We start from the raw sequence: 15,715 nt of genomic DNA on the forward strand, positions 1-15,715 counted from the left end.
CTGACAACCCGAACGCGGTGCCTGTGCGCCGTGCTTCATTACGACATCGGAAGTCGACCTGATGCGTCGAGCGCTGGTTATCGCACCGAACTGGATCGGTGACGCATTGATGGCGCAGCCGCTTTTTGCGCTGCTGAAGAAACTCCATCCCCGCATCGCGATCGATGCCGTCGCGCCCGCCTGGGTCGCGCCCGTGCTCGAGCGGATGCCCGAGATCCACGATGTCTACGCGACCGACCTCGCGCACGGCAAGCTGCAACTGCTGCGCCGCTGGCAGCTCGCGAGCGACCTGCGCGACGTCGGCTACGACGCGGCGTACGTGCTGCCGAATTCGCTGAAGTCCGCGGTGATCCCGTGGCTCGCGAACATCCCGCTGCGGATCGGCTACACGGGCGAGCACCGCTACGGCCTGCTGAACGTGCGGCACGCGAACCCCGACAAGTCGGCCGAGCGTCCGCCGATGACGACCCACTACGCGGCGCTCGCGTATGCGCCGGGCGCGAAGCTGCCCGAGTCGATGAAGACGCTGCCCGCGCCGCGCCTCGACGCCGACCTGAACGAGACGGCGCGCGTGTCCGCACGTTTCAATCTCGATACGCGCAAGCCGCTCGTCGTGTTCTGCCCCGGCGCGGAATACGGCCCGGCCAAGCGCTGGCCGCCCGAGCACTTCGCGACGCTCGCGACGATCGTCCACCAGTCGTTCCCGTACACCCAGATCGTCGCGCTCGGCTCGCAGAAGGACGCCGCCGCCGCGCAGGCGATCGCCGACCACGCGCCGAACGTGCGCAACCTGTGCGGGCAGACGTCGCTGTCCGAGGCGTGCGCGCTGATCGCGCGCGCGAACGCGGTCGTGACCAACGATTCGGGGCTGATGCACGTCGCGGCCGCCCTGCGCCGGCCGCTCGTCGCGCTGTACGGTTCGACCGATCCGCGCCACACCCCTCCGCTGTCGGACCTGGCGAAGGTACAATGGCTGCATCTCGAATGCAGTCCCTGCTTCGAACGCGAGTGCCCGCTCGGCCACCTGAAGTGCCTGCGCGAACTCGGTCCCGAGCAGGTATTCGGCGATTTGCGCGGCATGCTCGTCGGGCAGCGCTGACCCTGACCGGCAGCGTCGCACGACGCGCCGGGCAATCCGATTCACCGGTGTACGGCGGCTCCATCCGGGCCGCCGTGCTGAATACGGCGCGCGACGCGCGCGAGAGATAAACCCGATGCCACGTTTTGCCCGCCTTTTCGAAGCCGCTGCCGATACGCTGAACGCCTACTACCAGGCCGTCGCCGATGCCAATCTCGACGCACTGCTGGGGTTGTGGATCGACGAGGACTTCGCCAGCTGCGTCTGGGCCGACGGCGAGCATCTGCACGGCCTCGACCAGATCCGCAGCGGGCTGGCGAACCGGCTCGCGACGCGTCCCGTGACGATCGAACCGCTCGACATCCGCGTCTACGACAGTCTCGGCACCGTCGTCTACACGATCGCCGAAGCGCATCAGCAGGCCGACCTGACGGCCGAACCGGACATGGTTTTCGCGACGTACGTGATGATTCACGAACGCGGCGAGTGGCGCATCGCGCATATTCACGCGAGCCCGATTCCCGAACAAGCGGCCGGACAATTCGCCGCGAAGATCCGTCATGGGCAGGGTCCGCTGCACTGACGAAGAACGAAGCAACGCATTCGCGGAGCGATCATGAGTACGGCTTCTCCGCCCACCTCGCCGCTGACCGGGGCCCTGGCCCCCGACGACGATTCACTGCGCTATCGCGCACCGCGCTGGCTACCGAACAGCCATGCCCAAACCATCGTGCCCGCGCTGTTCGCACGGCGTCCGGCCGTCGCCTACCGACGAGAGCGATGGGAAACCCCCGACCACGACTTCATCGATCTCGACTGGGTCGCGCATCTCGACAGTGCCGCGCCGCCGCCCGACGCGCCGCTGTTCGTGCTGTTCCACGGCCTCGAAGGCAGTTCCGGCTCGCACTACGCGCTGGCGATGATGGCCGCCGCGCGCGCGAAGGGCTGGCACGCGGTCGTCCCGCACTTTCGCAGCTGCAGCGGCGAGCTCAACCGGCAGCCGCGCTTCTACCATCTCGCCGACAGCGCCGAGGTCGACTGGATCCTGCGCCGGCTCGCCGCGCAGCATCGCGGGCCGATCGTCGCCGCCGGCGTGTCGCTCGGCGGCAACGTGCTGCTGCGCTGGCTCGGCGAGCACCGCAGCGACACGTCGATCGTGCACGCGGCCGCCGCGATCTCGACGCCGATCGACGTGCATGCGGGCGGCCGCGCGCTGTCGCAGGGCTTCGCGATGATCTATACGCGCAGCTTCCTGAAGACGCTGAAGCGCAAGGCGCTCGCGAAGCTCGACCAGTATCCCGGGCTGTTCGACCGCGACGCGATGCTGCGGGCCGTGACGATGCGTGACTTCGACGAAGTCGTGACCGCGCCGCTGCACGGCTTCGCGGACGCCGACGACTACTGGACCCAGGCCACGACGCGTCCGCTGCTGCCCGCGATCGACGTGCCCACGCTGATCCTCAACGCCCGCAACGATCCGTTCCTGCCCGAATCCGCGCTGCCGAGCGCCGCCGACGTGTCGCCGGCCGTCGAGCTCGACCAGCCCGCGGCCGGCGGCCATGCGGGATTCATGACCGGGCCGTTCCCCGGCCGCCTCGACTGGCTGTCGGCGCGGGTGTTCGGCTATTGCTCGAAATTCGTCGACCATGGATGACATCGTCAGGCAGGCCCTCGCCAAGTGGCCGAACGTGCCGCACTGCACCGGCTGGCTGCTGCTCGACCGGCGCGGCGAGTGGCGGCTGCGCGACGACGCCGCGCAGGCCGCCGGCGAGCTCGGCTCGCCGGTCCGGCATGCGGCGCTGAACGCGTTCATCGGACGCAACTACGACTGCGATGCACACGGCCAGTGGTTCTTCCAGAACGGGCCGCAACGCGTGTACGTCGAACTCGCCTATACGCCGTGGATCGTGCGCCTGGCCGAACGCGACGGGCAGCTGACGCTGGCCGACCAGACCGGCGCGCCGTTCGAACCGGACGCCGCGTGGCTCGACGATGCGGGCGGCGTGCTGTTGCGCGCGGCCGGCACGCCGCCGCGCATCGCGGCGCTGCACGACCACGACCTCGGCCTGTTCGCCGATCACGCCGACCTCGACGCGACGCCGCCCGTGCTGCGCTGGCGCGACGGGCACACGCTGCCGCTCGGCAATCTCGCGTGCGCCGACGTGCCGGCGACGTTCGGCTTCGTCGCGAGTCCCGCGCAGCGGGCGCATCGCGATGCATCGGATGGCGGCAACGGTCGCGTCGCAAGCTGAAGCGCCGCCGCCCTGCCCGCCTGACGGCCGTTATCCGCGGCCGTTCTTCTCGTCCTCGCGCTCCTCCTTGTAGCGCGCCTCGAATTCCAGCAGCCGCGCACCGATGATCGACTGGTCGTAGAACGACACGTCCTTCGCGTCGCGCGCCTCCTTCAGCTGGCGTATCGCCGACGGCCACGCGCCGTCGAGCGCGAGCTTCTCCGCGAGCGCGCGGCGCCGCGCGAGCACGTCGCCCCGGCCGTCGCTCGCCTTTGCGAGATAGTCCCACCAGTCCGGCTGCTCGGGGTCCGCTTGCGCCTGCGTGCGCGCGAGCGCCTGCGCCTCGGCGAAGCGGCGCGCGGCGATCAGCGCCTGCAGGTGCGCGACGATCGCCGCGTGCGACGCCGGCCAGCGCCGCTGCGCGAGCGCCGCGAGCCGCACCGCGTCGTCGGTCCGGCCCGCGCGGCGGGCGATGTCCGCGGCGAGCACGTCGAGGCTCGGCGAACTCGCCGCCGGATCGTCCGCGTGCCGCTCGCGCGCGTTGAACGCGGCGCGGGCCGACGCGAGCGCCTGGTCGGCCGCGTCGTACTGGCCGAGCAGCGTGTTCGCGAGCGCGATCCCGTACGCGTTCGCCGCGACGTTCGGCGCCGTGCGATCGTCGAGCTCGAGTTGCATCCGGCGCGCCTCGGCCGTGATGTCGTTCGGCGCGCGGTTCTGCAGAATGCGCAGCCGGGCGCGCACGAAGCCGTATTCGGCCGACTGGCGCGGCTGCCGGTACGGCGCGCGGCGTGCGCGATCCTCCATGTCGGCGATCCGTTCGCCCGTCAGCGGGTGCGTACGCGCATACGCCGGCACGCCCGCGTCGCCCATCGACGTGCGCTCGAGCCGTTCGAAGAAGCCCGGCATCCCGTACGGGTCGTAGCCGGCGCCGGCGAGCAGCTGGAACCCGACGCGATCGGCCTCGCGCTCCGCCGACCGCGAGAAGCGCAGCTGGTTGTCGACCGCATACGCCTGACCGCCCATCGCGATCGCGCTGCCGAGATCGCCGCTGCGCGCCAGCACGCCCGCCAGCACGCCGAGCAGCATCGTCGCGAGCGCCGTGTAGCCGGTCTTCTCGTTCGCGCCGATCATCCGCGCGATGTGCCGCTGCAGCACGTGGCCCATTTCGTGGCCGACCACCGAGGCAAGTTCGGATTCCGTCTGCGTCGTGACGACCAGCCCGCTGTTGATGCCGATGAAGCCGCCCGGCATCGAGAACGCGTTGATCTGCGGATCGCGCACCGGGAACAGTTCGAAGTCCGGCGTATAGCCGCCGATGTAGCGCGCCGCCGCCGCGGCCGCGAGCCGCTTCGCCATCGCGTTCAGGTAATCGCGTGCGAGCCAGTCGTCGAGATAGTCCGGGTCGCGCCGCACCTCGCGCATCACGCGCTCGCCGAGACGGCGTTCGGCCTGCGGCGTGAGCGAACCGCCGGAGCCGTCGCCGAGATCGGGCAGCTCCAGCGCGCGCAGCGGTGCACGCAGGCTCGCGACGGGCGCGGACGCGCCGTCGGCGCCGGAAAACCGGCTTTCCGCGCCGCCGTAGGTGCCGAATACGCCGGTCGCGATGCCGGACGGCACCGTGGAAATCGACGGCGAGGCGCCGGCCGCCGGCTCGAGCGGCGGCGCGGACGCGCGCTGTGCATGACCGCTCGGCGGCACCGCGAGCGCCGCCGACAGCAACACGGCAAGCAACTGTTTGACACGCATGGCAGGATGAAAGCGACACCGTCCCGCGCGCCGGGCGCGCATCGCGGCGTTTGGTCTGAATATTCGGGTCATTGTACCGGCGACATCGCGACTGTCCCGTGCGGCAGGTGCGCCATCTGCACGCTCGGCGCCGCGAAGGCCACTGCTATGATAGGCGCCCGTTGAAACGTTGGATCGGCTCGGGGCACAAATACCGGATTCGGCGCCCCGGCCGATCGCGAAGCAGGATCGAGGGACGCGCTCGCGCGCGCACTCCGTGCCACTGGAGCAAGACATGTCAGGACTGACCCATTTCGACGCCGCCGGCCACGCCCACATGGTCGACGTCGGCGGCAAGCAGGAAACGCAACGCATCGCGATCGCGCGCGGCACGATCCGGATGCTCCCGGCGACGTTCGCGCTGATCCGCGACGGCAAGGCGAAGAAAGGCGACGTACTCGGCGTCGCGCGCATCGCCGCGATCCAGGGCGCGAAGCGCACCGCCGACCTGATTCCGCTGTGTCACCCGCTCGCGCTGACGCGCGTGGCCGTCGACTTCGAACTCGACGACGCGCTGCCGGGCGTGCACTGCGTCGCGCAGGTCGAGACCTTCGGGCGCACCGGCGTCGAGATGGAAGCGCTCACCGCCGTGCAGGTCGGACTGCTGACCGTGTACGACATGTGCAAGGCGGTGGATCGCGGGATGGTGATCACCGAGGTGAGCGTGCGGGAGAAGCGCGGCGGGAAGTCGGGGGACTGGAAGGCGGAGGATGCGGCGGGCTGAGCAGCCCGGGCCCGGTCGATCCGGCCTGAACCACCCAGGCCCGACCGGATGACGTGCGCACCCTGCCCCGTCAGGCCGACGATCCGACCGCATTTGAAATATCGTTGAAAGGCAAAATCGAGATAGCTGTCGTTTATCTCATACAATTAGCGGATTCCGCACGGGAGAGCGTGCGACCCAGCACAACAATAGCGAGCACGGGTGATGAATTCGCAAGCATTGAGAAACGCACTGCTGGCCGGGCCGATCCAGGACGAACGACTCGTCAAGCTGGAGACGCCGCTCGGCCCTGACGTCCTGCTGCCCCATCGCGTCAAGGGACGATCCCGGCTCGGGCGTCATTTCGAGTTCACCGTCGACGCCGTGTCGGTGTCCGACGACATCGAGCTCAAGAAGCTGATCGCGCAGCCCGTCACGCTGCGGATCCAGCAGGCCGACAAGTCGTACGCGCCGCACCACGGGTACGTACACGCTGCCCGCCGGCTCGGGTCGGACAGCGGCCTCACGCACTACCAGGTCGTCTTCGCGTCGTTCCTGCACTTCCTGAAGTTCCGCCGCGACCAGCGCATCTGGCAGGACAAACCCGCCGACGAGATCATCGCCGACGTCCTGAACCAGCACCCGCAAGCCAAGGGCTGCTTCGACTTCAGGCTCTCCCAGCCGCTGCCGTCCCGCTCGTTTTGCATGCAATACGAGGACGACTGGAATTTCATCCACCGCCTGATGGAATCCGAGGGCCTTTACGGGTTCTGGGAACAGGACAAGGACGGCCAGTCGCACCGGCTCGTCGTCGTCGACCGCGTCGGCGCATTGCCCGCGCTGTCGCCGCGAACGGTACGCTTTCATCATGCGGGCACGGGCGACGAGGCCGACACGTTCGTCCAGTTCTCCGGTACGCGCACGCTGCGAAGCGTCGCGCACACCATACGCACGTTCGACTACAAGCAGCCGCCGACCGCGTCGAATCCGAAGGCAACCCATACGCCGACGATCGCGAATCAGGGCGACCTGCCGCAACAACTCGAAGTCTACGAATACACCGGTGCGTATACGTACCTCGAGCAGTCCCGCGGCGACCATCTGTCGAAGCTCTGGATGGAGGAACAGGAGTCGCACGCGAAGCGCTTTCATGGCGTCGGCGGCGTGCGGCGCATGGATGCGGGACGCACGTTCGAGCTGACGGATCACCCCGAACACGACAAGGACGATGCCGGGCAGCGCGAATTCGCCGTGATCGAGATGGCGTGGGTCATCGTCAACAACCTGCCCGTGGCCGACGACCAGGCCGCTTTCCCGCACAGCTTGCAGGCTGAAATCGGCAGCATCGTACAGGCAACCGATACGGTCCTGTCGCGCGTCCGTCATCCCGACGGCAGCGAGGGCTTCTTGCAGATCCGCGTCGAAGCACAGCGCACGACGGTACCGTTCCGCAGCCCGTTCGAGCATGCGAAACCGCCGATGCACCTGCAATCGGCGATCGTCGTCGCGCCGCAAGGTGAAGAAGTGCATACCGACGAGCTCAACCGGGTCAAGGTCCGATTCCATTGGGACCGCCTGAACGACGGCGACGAGAAGGCGTCGTGCTGGCTGCGTGCCACGACGTCGGATTCGGGCAATGGCTATGGTGCCGTGCATCCGCACCGCAGCGGCGAGGAGGTGCTGGTCGACTTCCTCGGCGGCGACTGCGATCGCCCGATCATCGTCGGCAAGGTCTACAACGGCGCAACGACTCCACAATGGCATAGCAACGGGATCCTGTCCGGATACCGGTCCAGGGAATATGCGGGAACCGGCTACAACCAGCTGGTGCTCGACGACGCGACCGCGCAGAACCGTGTGCACCTGCACAGCAGCCAGGCCAACACGCACCTGCACCTCGGTTACCTGATCGACCACACGGGCAACGATCGCGGCAGCTACCTCGGCAGCGGGTTCGACCTGCGCTCCGACGCATACGGCGCGGTGCGCGCGAACCGCGGGCTATACGTCACGACGCACCCGAAGCAGCCGGCGAGCCAGCCGCTCGACGCGAAGGAAACGCAACAGCAACTCGTCCAGGCGGAAGGCCTGATGGAGGCGATGTCGGATGTCAGCGCGCAACATCAGGCCGAGTCGCTCGATACCGGCCATGCAGCACTGAAGCAGTTCAGCGATGCGACGCAGAACAGCGTGAGCGGCAACACCTCGGGCGGCAGGACCGCCGGCGGCGGCACCGGCACTGCCAACGCGTTCAAGGAGCCCGTGATGCTGTTCGGCAGTCCGGCCGGCATCGGGATGTCTACACAACAGTCCGCGCATCTTGTCGCGGACCGGCACATCAACGTCGTCAGCGGGCAAAGCACGCATGTCGCCGCCGGAAAATCGCTGGTCGCCAGCGTGATCGACCGGATCAGCCTGTTCGCGCAGAACGCGGGGATCAAACTGTTCGCCGGCAAGGGCAAGGTCGAAATCCAGGCGCATGCGGACAACATCGAGCTGACCGCGCAAAAGGCGCTGAAGGTGGTGGCGGCCACGCAGTCGATCGAAGGTGCGGCAGCGAAGGAAATCCTGCTGACATCCGGCGGCGCGTACATCCGCATCGCGGACGGCAACATCGAAGTGCACGCGCCCGGCAAGATCGACATCAAGGGTGCGCAGCATGCGTTCAGCGGCCCCACGCACCTGTCGCAAACGATGCCGACGCTGCCGAACTCGACCGGCAACTACGATCAGGCGTTCATCGCGCACTGGGCCGGCACCGACATCCCGGTCGCGAACACGCGGTACCAGATGTTCTCGAACGGCAAGCTGCTCTCGGAAGGCGTCACCAATGCGGCAGGTGAGACGGGGCTCACGCAGAGCCACGTGCCGCACGACGTCGTCGTCAAGTTTCTAGGGAAATCGAATGGCTGATGGACAACAGAAGAACGACGTCCTGGGTACCGGCTCCGGGATGCTGACGCCGACCGGGTACAAGGATCGGCCGAAGGTGAATATCCACATCTGCGACAAGTACGCGCCGCCGGCCGCCGATTCCATCGTCGGCACCTGCCCGTTCTACTACCAGCCGCTGCATGGCGAGTACTGGGAGACGGTCGAGAAAGTCAGCAAGTCGAGCGCATGGGAGACCGTCAAGAAATTCGCGACGTCATGGGATCCGTGGAAAGACAAGGAAGTCGCTCGCCGCCTGCTGCATCGGCGAGAGCAGCTGATCAAGCTGGGGAGCACGGATTCCGACTGGTCGCGCCATGGCAATTTCATGATGCGCCATATCGGGTGCGGACATAAACCGCCCGATTACTACGTGAGTTACGGCTATTACTATTGTTCGGACTACGGCGCCAATCTGTATCCCACCCTCACGGCAAAAGGCAAGAAATGGCTCGAAACCGCCCGGTGGTGGCTTCAGCGATACATCGAGATCGGGTTGCAGCAGAACATGCAGGGGGACCAGATTGCGTTCCAGAGCGCGAAACCGGGAAATGGCGCACTGTCGATGCAGGTGGAACGATACGAGCTGGAGGTGGACCAGAACGGGGAAACGTTCAAGACCTTCGCCTTCGTCACGCACCCACTCGCTTATCTGGATGGTGGGCTGGCCGGTCTGCCGGTCAACGATCTGGTGAAGATTGGCATGCGGCCCAATATGCAGGAATGGGGCGATGGGCGGACGTTCAAACAGGCATGGGACGCGGGTATCCCCGTCGCCAAGCAAAAGGCGCACGACTGGAGTTCGGAAGCGGCCGACCAGGTCCGCGAGTGGGGCTCGGACGCGGCCCAAAAAGCACGCGAATGGAGTTCGGACACGGCCGACGAAGTCAGCCGGGCGCTGGATCGTTTGCTGAATAAGTAACATGCAAAAACACAAGCGCTGGAAATGGATCGCCGGGGGTCTCGTTGCCCTGGCCATTGCAACATACGGGTACGTAAACATGGCGACGGGCTGGGAAACGATTTCGACAAGCTTCATGCGGAACGACACGCCGTATGGCGGCGGCAACTTCCGCATCAAGGGCAACAACGTGATGAGCGTCAAACTCGCCAATCCCGAGGTGACGTTCAAGCCCACGGCCGATTCGAAGGAACCGCAGCGGCCCGAGCCGACCGAAGCATGGATGAACGACACCGGCGAGCTGCTGAACCGCATGACGATCAGCTTCTTCCGCGGCACCATCGACGGCGGGATGAAACGCCAGTTCCAGCAGGTCGGCCAGAATGCCGCCTGGTGGTATTCGCCGGACTGGTCCGTACAGTTCATCAGCACGTCATGGATGAACTACAAGGCGCCCGAGGCACGCGGCGGCGATGCGCCGCAAACCACGAAGCTTTGGAAGTCGCTCAATGGCGGCCAAACGTGGTCGCAGCTCCAATGGCCCGAAAGCCAGAATATCGGCCAACTGCTCTTCCTCGATCCGCAGCGCGGCTACGCAATCGGCTGGGGGCCTCGCATATGGCGGACGGCTGACGGCGGAAACACGTGGCAGGCGATCGACGTGCCGGCCGATGCGCGTGTCGCCGGCAAGACGCGCAAGAATTTCAATGCCGTCAGTCTCGGCCCTGACGGTGTATTGCGCATCGCCTACTCCGTCGCTCCGCCTGCCGAAACGCCGGCGCACAGCGTGATCGACCGGCTCGACTGGGAGCAGCATGCATTCGTGACCGAGACCGAGCTGCCGGGCCAGGTCGTCACCGCGCTCGATACCACGCCGGGACCGGCAGCACGCTATTCGCTGTACGCGCTGTCGCGTCTCGACAAGCCGCGAAGCGGCGAGGTTCGCGACAACGGCCGCCGGACGGGCGCCATTTCCACGTGGACGAACGACCATCCCGGGTCCGTGCATCAACTGCGCACGTTCGACGAGACGCTCCGGCTCGACAGCCTGAGTGTCGGTCGTGACGGTCTCCTGCTCGTCTACGCAACCGACCCGAACTCGGGAAGCCGCGGCGGTGCGCCGATCGACCTGACGTTCAGCAGCACCGACGCCGGCAAGTCGTGGGATCAAACGACCGACAAGGTCGCACAAGGCGGCTACTTCGACGCACAGACCAACACGCTGTACTGGCTGCACGCATTCACGCTGAAGAAGCGGACCTTCTGATCGCACACCGGACGTGCCGGCAACCGGCCTTTGCCGCGGCCCGCGATCGTGGCTGCCGATCCCGGGCCGCAGCGCCATGCCGCACCGGCTGACAGGCGACCTCGGTCGAATCTTCCTTCATCCGCCGGGCTTCGTTCCACTTCGGTGTCCGGCCGCACGCTCGCCGCGATGCACGAAGCGAATAACGAAAAAAAACCTTCCGTGAAAAACATGCTGAACCGCGCGACACTCGCGCTCTCCATCGCCTGCACCACACCTGCTACCGCGTTCGCCGCCGGCAGCTGCCCCGCCGCCGACACCGCCGCGCGCGCCGCCGTCGACGCGCAACATCGCCTACAACAAGTCCGCAATCCGCAAGGCGATGGCGGCGGCACCGTCGACGTGTCGCCCCCTTTGCGCGATGCGCTTCGCGCGTACAAGCAGGCGCTCATCGGTGCGATCGATGCGCGGCTCGCATGCAGCGACGAACACGTCGAACCGGCTGCGCTGAAACGCACACTTGCCGCGACGCTCGGCGTACCCGGCCAACCCGCCCAGCCGAAAAACGGCGAATCGGCGTTCGGCCGCAACGCGGACGTCGACGTCGAACGCGACGGCACGTCCCGCCCGTTGCTCTTCGTGCGCGCCGGCTTCGACATCGCGTGCGGCCACGACAACCTGCTCACGGCCTACGCGTGGGAAAACGGCGGCTGGCGGCGCGTGCTGCGCTGGCAGGCCGACGACTACAAGGACATCGGCGGGGCGTACGGCGGCGGCTTCTGGTTCGGCGTGTTGCCGGGCGGCCAGGTGGCCGTCGTCCACGGCACGCCGTGGTGCTCGTCGCGCTGGAGCCGGTTCGGCGCGGACGTGGTCGCGCCGGCCAACGGCACAGCCGCGCAACGCACGCTGTTCCATACGGATCACGGCTACGTGCTCGACGACGACGCGCTCCGCTTCAAGGTGCGTCCCGACGGCTTCGAGATGCGCACGACGGTCGGCTCGCGCGACAGCGACGTGATGACGCGGCCGGGCATCTTCCGCTACCGCGTCGACGGCGACACCGTGCAGCGCGTGCAGCCCGTCGCGGTCAACGGCCGCGATTTCGTCGACGAATGGCTGAACGTGGACGATGCGCTCGCGCGCGAGTGGAGCGAACCGGCGGCCGCTGCGGCGGCGCTGAAAGCCCGGCAGGCGTTCAAAGCGGAAGGCAAGGCGCCCGATACCGGGTTCGCGTACGGTCCGGTACGCGGCTGCTCGGACGGCAAGGATCGCTTCCAGGTCGAACTGGATCTGACCGGCAAGGATGGAAACACGGTGGCGCGACGCTACGCGCTGATCCGCCAGGAGCGCAACGGGTTCACGATGCTCGGGCTGCGCAAGGCGGCCGAGCCGGCTTGCCACGGCGCAAACCTGATGCCGCGGCACTGAACCCCGGCCGCGCGCCGCAGCGGCCTGGCGGCGCCGGAGAGGAAACGACGGCAAGCGACGGGCTCGACACGGCATGACCGGCCGCATCGCCCGCCCATCACTCGCCGCGACGCGGCTCGAACACGAACGGTTGCGTGAGCAGGAACGGATTCGCGGTGGCGCCGGTTTGCGCACAGGTCGCATGCGTCATCGCGTCGACGGCCGCGCGGTCTGCCGCCGCATTGCGGCTGCTCGTCGTCACGGTGACGTTCTGCGCTTCGCCCGAGGTCGTCATCAGCGCGCGCACGAGCACGGTGACGGGACGCGTGAGCGGCTTCGCGCCATCCGGATAGACGGCGCGCGGAATGTGGCAGGTCAGCTTGCTTTCCTGCGACGACGACAGCATCGCGCAGCCGGAAAACAGCACGGCGACGGCAGGCAGGATCAGGATGGTCGAGCGAAGGGCCATGGTCGAATATCGTTCTTCAGTACTGTTCCAGGCGAACGCCGCGCCGGCGGACATCATCCGGCCGCATCGCGTGCATCGCCCCGCGCCGCGGCCATCGGACCGGCGCCCCGTTGCGGCCGCACGACCGATGGTGGGTCGGTCGCGATCCTGCTTGGCGGGTTCCCGGAGATCCGGGGGCGGCGTTCGCGCCGGCGGCCCGCACCGGGCAGCCACGCACGCGAACGCTTTCGCGCATTGTGCACGCGCCGCCTCGAGCGTGGCGGCGATTTGACAATGGTTGACGCGACTCGCGCCGGATCCGGCGGGCATCCATTCTCCGCGGGAAGCAATCGCCGCAGCGTCCCTGGCTGCCGCAGCTCCCGTGCTTCACCGCAATCCGACCGGCACCGGGATTCCCCGCCCGGCGCCGTGCGGCGTCACTCCGAATCGTCGTCCGAGTCGTCGTCGTCCGCGTCGGGCGGCACTTCCCCGTACTTCGCAACGACCGCCGCCTTGAACGCCTTCAGCGCCGGCTGCTGGTCGCACAGCTTGTAAAGCGACGCGAGCTGCTGCGGCCAGTCCTTCAACTCCTTCGAGAACACATGCAGGCGCGCGACCGTATCGAGCGCGTCTGCGTCGCGGCCGGCCAGCGCCTGCAGCACCGCATAGCGGCGCAGCACCGTCTCGCCCGGCAGCAGCGCGATCGCGCGCTCGTGCGCGACGAGCTTGAGCGGCAGGTTGTCCGGCGAGATCGTCAGCAGCGTGGCCGCGCCGTAATCGCCCCACGCGCCGAACAGCAGCGACGGCGCATCGCGGTACTGCGCGGCCGGATCGCTGCCGTAGTACAGCACTTCCGCGCGCTGGTAGTCGCGCAGCACGGGCACCGCCGCCAGCACGCCGCCGACCGACAGCACCGCGAACAGCCCGAATGCCGCGCGGCCCGGCAGGATGCGCAGCGGCTTCACGTCGAGCAGGCCGATCACGAACATCGACGGCAGCAGGAAGAACATGTACTGCTGCGGATATTCGACGAGCGCATGCATCAGCACGATGCCGATCAGCGCGAGGCCGAACACGCGCGTGCTCGACTGCGGCGCGCGCACCGCGCGCACGAACCACGTCACGAGCGCGACGACGAGCACGCCGAGGCCGACGAGGCCGGACTTCGCGAGCAGGTCGATGAAGATGTCGTGCGAGTTGTTCGCGATCTCGACACCGCCGAGCGTGCGCACGAGCGCGAACTGATGCGACGGGAATTCGCCCCAGCCGACGCCGAGCAACGGATGCTCGCGGAACATCGCGAGTCCGTACTTCCACAGCGCGAGGCGCGGCGCGATCTGCCCCGCATCGCGCATCCGGTCGGCCGCCGACTCGGCGAGCCCCAGGTGGAAGTGCACGTTGGCCCAGCGCACCGCGACGTTCACCGCGACGAAGGCCACCGCGAGCGCGACCGGCATCAGCCATGCGCGGCGGTTGCCCGGCGCGCGGCGCGACTCGAGCCATGCCATCCAGAAGCCCGCGACGACCAGCACCGCGACCTGCAGCCACGGCCCGCGCGACACCGTCAGCGCGAGCCCGACCGACAGCACGATCGACAGCACGAGCCACGCCCATGCCGCGAGCCGGCGGGTCTGCGCCAGATACAGCGCGCCCGCGAGCGCGAACGCGATGTAGGTCGCCAGGTGGTTCGCCTGCGCCATGTTGCCGTACGGACGGCGATCGACCGCGATGTTGTACATCACGACGAACGGCGACACCGTGGATTCGAGATGAAACAACTGTACGACCTGGCTCGCGACCGCGAGCAACCCGCCGAGGATCAACGCGCCGGACATCATGCGCGCGGCGGCTTCGGCGAGCCCCTCGCGCGCGAGCGTGTAGCCGGCCTGCATCGCGACCAGCGCGGCGGCCAGATAGCCGACCGCCAGCCAGTTCATCGACGGCACCTTCAGCGGCATCAGCGCGACCTGCGCGATCAGCACCGCCGCGAACCCGAGCGGCGCGACGAACGCTGCCGGCGCGGCGAACGGCTCGGCCGGGCGGCCCGTGCGCGCGAGCAGGACGACGGAGAGCCCCACCAGCAGATACAGCACCAGCGCGGCAAACTCGGAGTAGAAGGTCGGGATCGGATACGTGTGATTCGTGATCGAGTACGGCACGATCAGGGCGACAGCCAGCGCAACGAGCGGCAACGAACGGGAAAAAGTAGAAGGCATGAGCGAACCGGATGTCAGCAACCGGCGCACTATACAAAACTTTCCCCCCTCTGTGCGGTCCCGTCGCACCGTCACCCGATGCCGCGGGACCGGTGGGCCCCGCCGGCACGGCCGGCGCCGTGCCGTGCCGTGCACGCAGCCCCGCACTCGCCGGCACGCCCCCGACACTACGCGCGGCATTCCGCCGGCGCATATTTCGCGGGCAACGTCGCGGCCTCCGCCGGCAGCGGCCCCGCGCCCGGCGCCGGCAGCGACGACGCAGCCTTGCCGGCGGCAAAGCACTCCCATGCGATCGCACCGGCCTGCATCGCGCCCTTTTTCAGCGGCACGCGCGCGGTCGGCGTGTCGGCCTTGTCCGGCGCGGACGGCACCAGGACGAGCGTATTCGCGCCGGCCGCGGCCACGCGGGCGCTGAACGCCACCGTGATCTGGCCCGAATCGCCGTCGATGACGACGGATTCGACGTTGCGGGTGGCGGCCGGCGGGCTGTAGCCGCCGTCGAGGCCCGCGCCGCTCGCGGCATTGTCGGCGACCGCGAGCCGCGCGGACGACGCAAGCGCGAGCCCCTCGCCGACCCGCGAGCGCGCGAGGTAATCCTGATAGGCGGGAATCGCATAGGCCGCGATCACGCCGACGATCGCAAGCACGATCATCAACTCGATCAACGTGAAGCCGGCCGGCCGCCAGCGCGGCACCGGCCGGCGCGCGCGCCGCAGATCGGCGGCGATGCGACGGAACAGGGAAACGGAAAAGGCTTCGAACATGACTG

Annotated in this window: 13 protein-coding genes; 9 read left to right on the forward strand and 4 right to left on the reverse strand. The window is 68.0% G+C overall.

Annotated features, from left to right (window positions below; all coding sequences use genetic code 11):
- The first annotated feature begins 61 nt into the window (after positions 1–61).
- From waaF to U5771_RS01270, 4 genes are all read left to right on the forward strand, one after another.
- Positions 62–1,099 carry a lipopolysaccharide heptosyltransferase II gene (waaF, locus tag U5771_RS01255; protein ID WP_322022268.1) on the forward strand — a complete coding sequence of 346 codons (1,038 nt, stop codon included), beginning with the start codon at positions 62–64 and terminating at the stop codon, positions 1,097–1,099.
- Between the two features lie 115 nt (positions 1,100–1,214).
- The gene (locus U5771_RS01260) at positions 1,215–1,661 is read left to right on the forward strand and encodes a nuclear transport factor 2 family protein (protein WP_006749968.1); all 447 of its coding nucleotides are present in this window, start codon (positions 1,215–1,217) and stop codon (positions 1,659–1,661) included.
- A 33-nt stretch (positions 1,662–1,694) separates the two neighbouring features.
- Positions 1,695–2,732: a hydrolase gene (locus tag U5771_RS01265; protein WP_322022269.1), complete on the forward strand. Its 1,038-nt coding sequence runs from the start codon at positions 1,695–1,697 to the stop codon at positions 2,730–2,732.
- The gene (locus U5771_RS01270) at positions 2,725–3,330 is read left to right on the forward strand and encodes a DUF2946 family protein (protein ID WP_322022270.1); all 606 of its coding nucleotides are present in this window, start codon (positions 2,725–2,727) and stop codon (positions 3,328–3,330) included. The genes U5771_RS01265 and U5771_RS01270 overlap by 8 nt, the downstream gene beginning before the upstream one ends.
- A gap of 30 nt (positions 3,331–3,360) precedes the next feature.
- Here U5771_RS01270 and U5771_RS01275 read toward each other — a convergent pair whose 3' ends face one another.
- Positions 3,361–5,055 (reverse strand): M48 family metalloprotease, encoded by a 1,695-nt coding sequence (locus U5771_RS01275; protein WP_322022271.1) that lies wholly within the window; start codon positions 5,053–5,055, stop codon positions 3,361–3,363.
- 274 nt (positions 5,056–5,329) lie between these two features.
- Between U5771_RS01275 and moaC the strand changes: the two genes are divergently transcribed.
- The 5 genes from moaC to U5771_RS01300 all read left to right on the forward strand — a co-directional run bounded on the left by moaC (position 5,330) and on the right by U5771_RS01300 (position 12,303).
- Positions 5,330–5,818, forward strand: coding sequence for a cyclic pyranopterin monophosphate synthase MoaC (gene moaC / locus U5771_RS01280; RefSeq protein ID WP_006759657.1), 489 nt, complete (start codon positions 5,330–5,332; stop codon positions 5,816–5,818).
- Positions 5,819–6,022: 204 nt separating this feature from the next.
- Positions 6,023–8,710: a type VI secretion system tip protein VgrG gene (locus U5771_RS01285; RefSeq protein ID WP_322022272.1), complete on the forward strand. Its 2,688-nt coding sequence runs from the start codon at positions 6,023–6,025 to the stop codon at positions 8,708–8,710.
- On the forward strand, positions 8,703–9,650 hold the full coding sequence (locus U5771_RS01290) for a hypothetical protein (RefSeq protein ID WP_322022273.1): 948 nt from the start codon (positions 8,703–8,705) through the stop codon (positions 9,648–9,650). The genes U5771_RS01285 and U5771_RS01290 overlap by 8 nt, the downstream gene beginning before the upstream one ends.
- 79 nt (positions 9,651–9,729) lie before the next feature.
- Positions 9,730–10,896 carry a glycosyl hydrolase gene (locus U5771_RS01295; protein ID WP_322022401.1) on the forward strand — a complete coding sequence of 389 codons (1,167 nt, stop codon included), beginning with the start codon at positions 9,730–9,732 and terminating at the stop codon, positions 10,894–10,896.
- A 201-nt stretch (positions 10,897–11,097) separates the two neighbouring features.
- Complete coding sequence (locus U5771_RS01300; protein WP_415859375.1) at positions 11,098–12,303, forward strand: hypothetical protein; 1,206 nt, start codon at positions 11,098–11,100, stop codon at positions 12,301–12,303.
- Between the two features lie 97 nt (positions 12,304–12,400).
- Here U5771_RS01300 and U5771_RS01305 read toward each other — a convergent pair whose 3' ends face one another.
- The 3 genes from U5771_RS01305 to U5771_RS01315 all read right to left on the reverse strand — a co-directional run bounded on the left by U5771_RS01305 (position 12,401) and on the right by U5771_RS01315 (position 15,710).
- Positions 12,401–12,751, reverse strand: coding sequence for a TonB family protein (locus U5771_RS01305; protein ID WP_322022274.1), 351 nt, complete (start codon positions 12,749–12,751; stop codon positions 12,401–12,403).
- A 416-nt stretch (positions 12,752–13,167) separates the two neighbouring features.
- Positions 13,168–14,946, reverse strand: a complete 1,779-nt coding sequence (locus U5771_RS01310; RefSeq protein ID WP_322022275.1) for a PglL family O-oligosaccharyltransferase — start codon at positions 14,944–14,946, stop codon at positions 13,168–13,170.
- Positions 14,947–15,113: 167 nt separating this feature from the next.
- Complete coding sequence (locus U5771_RS01315) at positions 15,114–15,710, reverse strand: pilin (protein ID WP_322022276.1); 597 nt, start codon at positions 15,708–15,710, stop codon at positions 15,114–15,116.
- Positions 15,711–15,715 lie beyond the last annotated feature (5 nt).

Source organism: Burkholderia sp. BCC1977 (assembly GCF_905339595.1).
In the GTDB taxonomy this organism is placed as follows: Bacteria; Pseudomonadota; Gammaproteobacteria; order Burkholderiales; family Burkholderiaceae; genus Burkholderia.

Bases quoted from the DNA above. Each gene is read 5' to 3' on its own strand.
- moaC (WP_006759657.1), top strand. From the start codon at position 5,330: ATGTCAGGACTGACCCATTTCGACGCCGCCGGCCACGCCCACATGGTC.
- U5771_RS01305 (WP_322022274.1), bottom strand. From the start codon at position 12,751: ATGGCCCTTCGCTCGACCATCCTGATCCTGCCTGCCGTCGCCGTGCTG.
- U5771_RS01295 (WP_322022401.1), top strand. From the start codon at position 9,730: ATGGCGACGGGCTGGGAAACGATTTCGACAAGCTTCATGCGGAACGAC.
- U5771_RS01285 (WP_322022272.1), top strand. From the start codon at position 6,023: ATGAATTCGCAAGCATTGAGAAACGCACTGCTGGCCGGGCCGATCCAG.
- waaF (WP_322022268.1), top strand. From the start codon at position 62: ATGCGTCGAGCGCTGGTTATCGCACCGAACTGGATCGGTGACGCATTG.
- U5771_RS01310 (WP_322022275.1), bottom strand. From the start codon at position 14,946: ATGCCTTCTACTTTTTCCCGTTCGTTGCCGCTCGTTGCGCTGGCTGTC.
- U5771_RS01260 (WP_006749968.1), top strand. From the start codon at position 1,215: ATGCCACGTTTTGCCCGCCTTTTCGAAGCCGCTGCCGATACGCTGAAC.
- U5771_RS01315 (WP_322022276.1), bottom strand. From the start codon at position 15,710: ATGTTCGAAGCCTTTTCCGTTTCCCTGTTCCGTCGCATCGCCGCCGAT.
- U5771_RS01270 (WP_322022270.1), top strand. From the start codon at position 2,725: ATGGATGACATCGTCAGGCAGGCCCTCGCCAAGTGGCCGAACGTGCCG.
- U5771_RS01275 (WP_322022271.1), bottom strand. From the start codon at position 5,055: ATGCGTGTCAAACAGTTGCTTGCCGTGTTGCTGTCGGCGGCGCTCGCG.
- U5771_RS01290 (WP_322022273.1), top strand. From the start codon at position 8,703: ATGGCTGATGGACAACAGAAGAACGACGTCCTGGGTACCGGCTCCGGG.
- U5771_RS01265 (WP_322022269.1), top strand. From the start codon at position 1,695: ATGAGTACGGCTTCTCCGCCCACCTCGCCGCTGACCGGGGCCCTGGCC.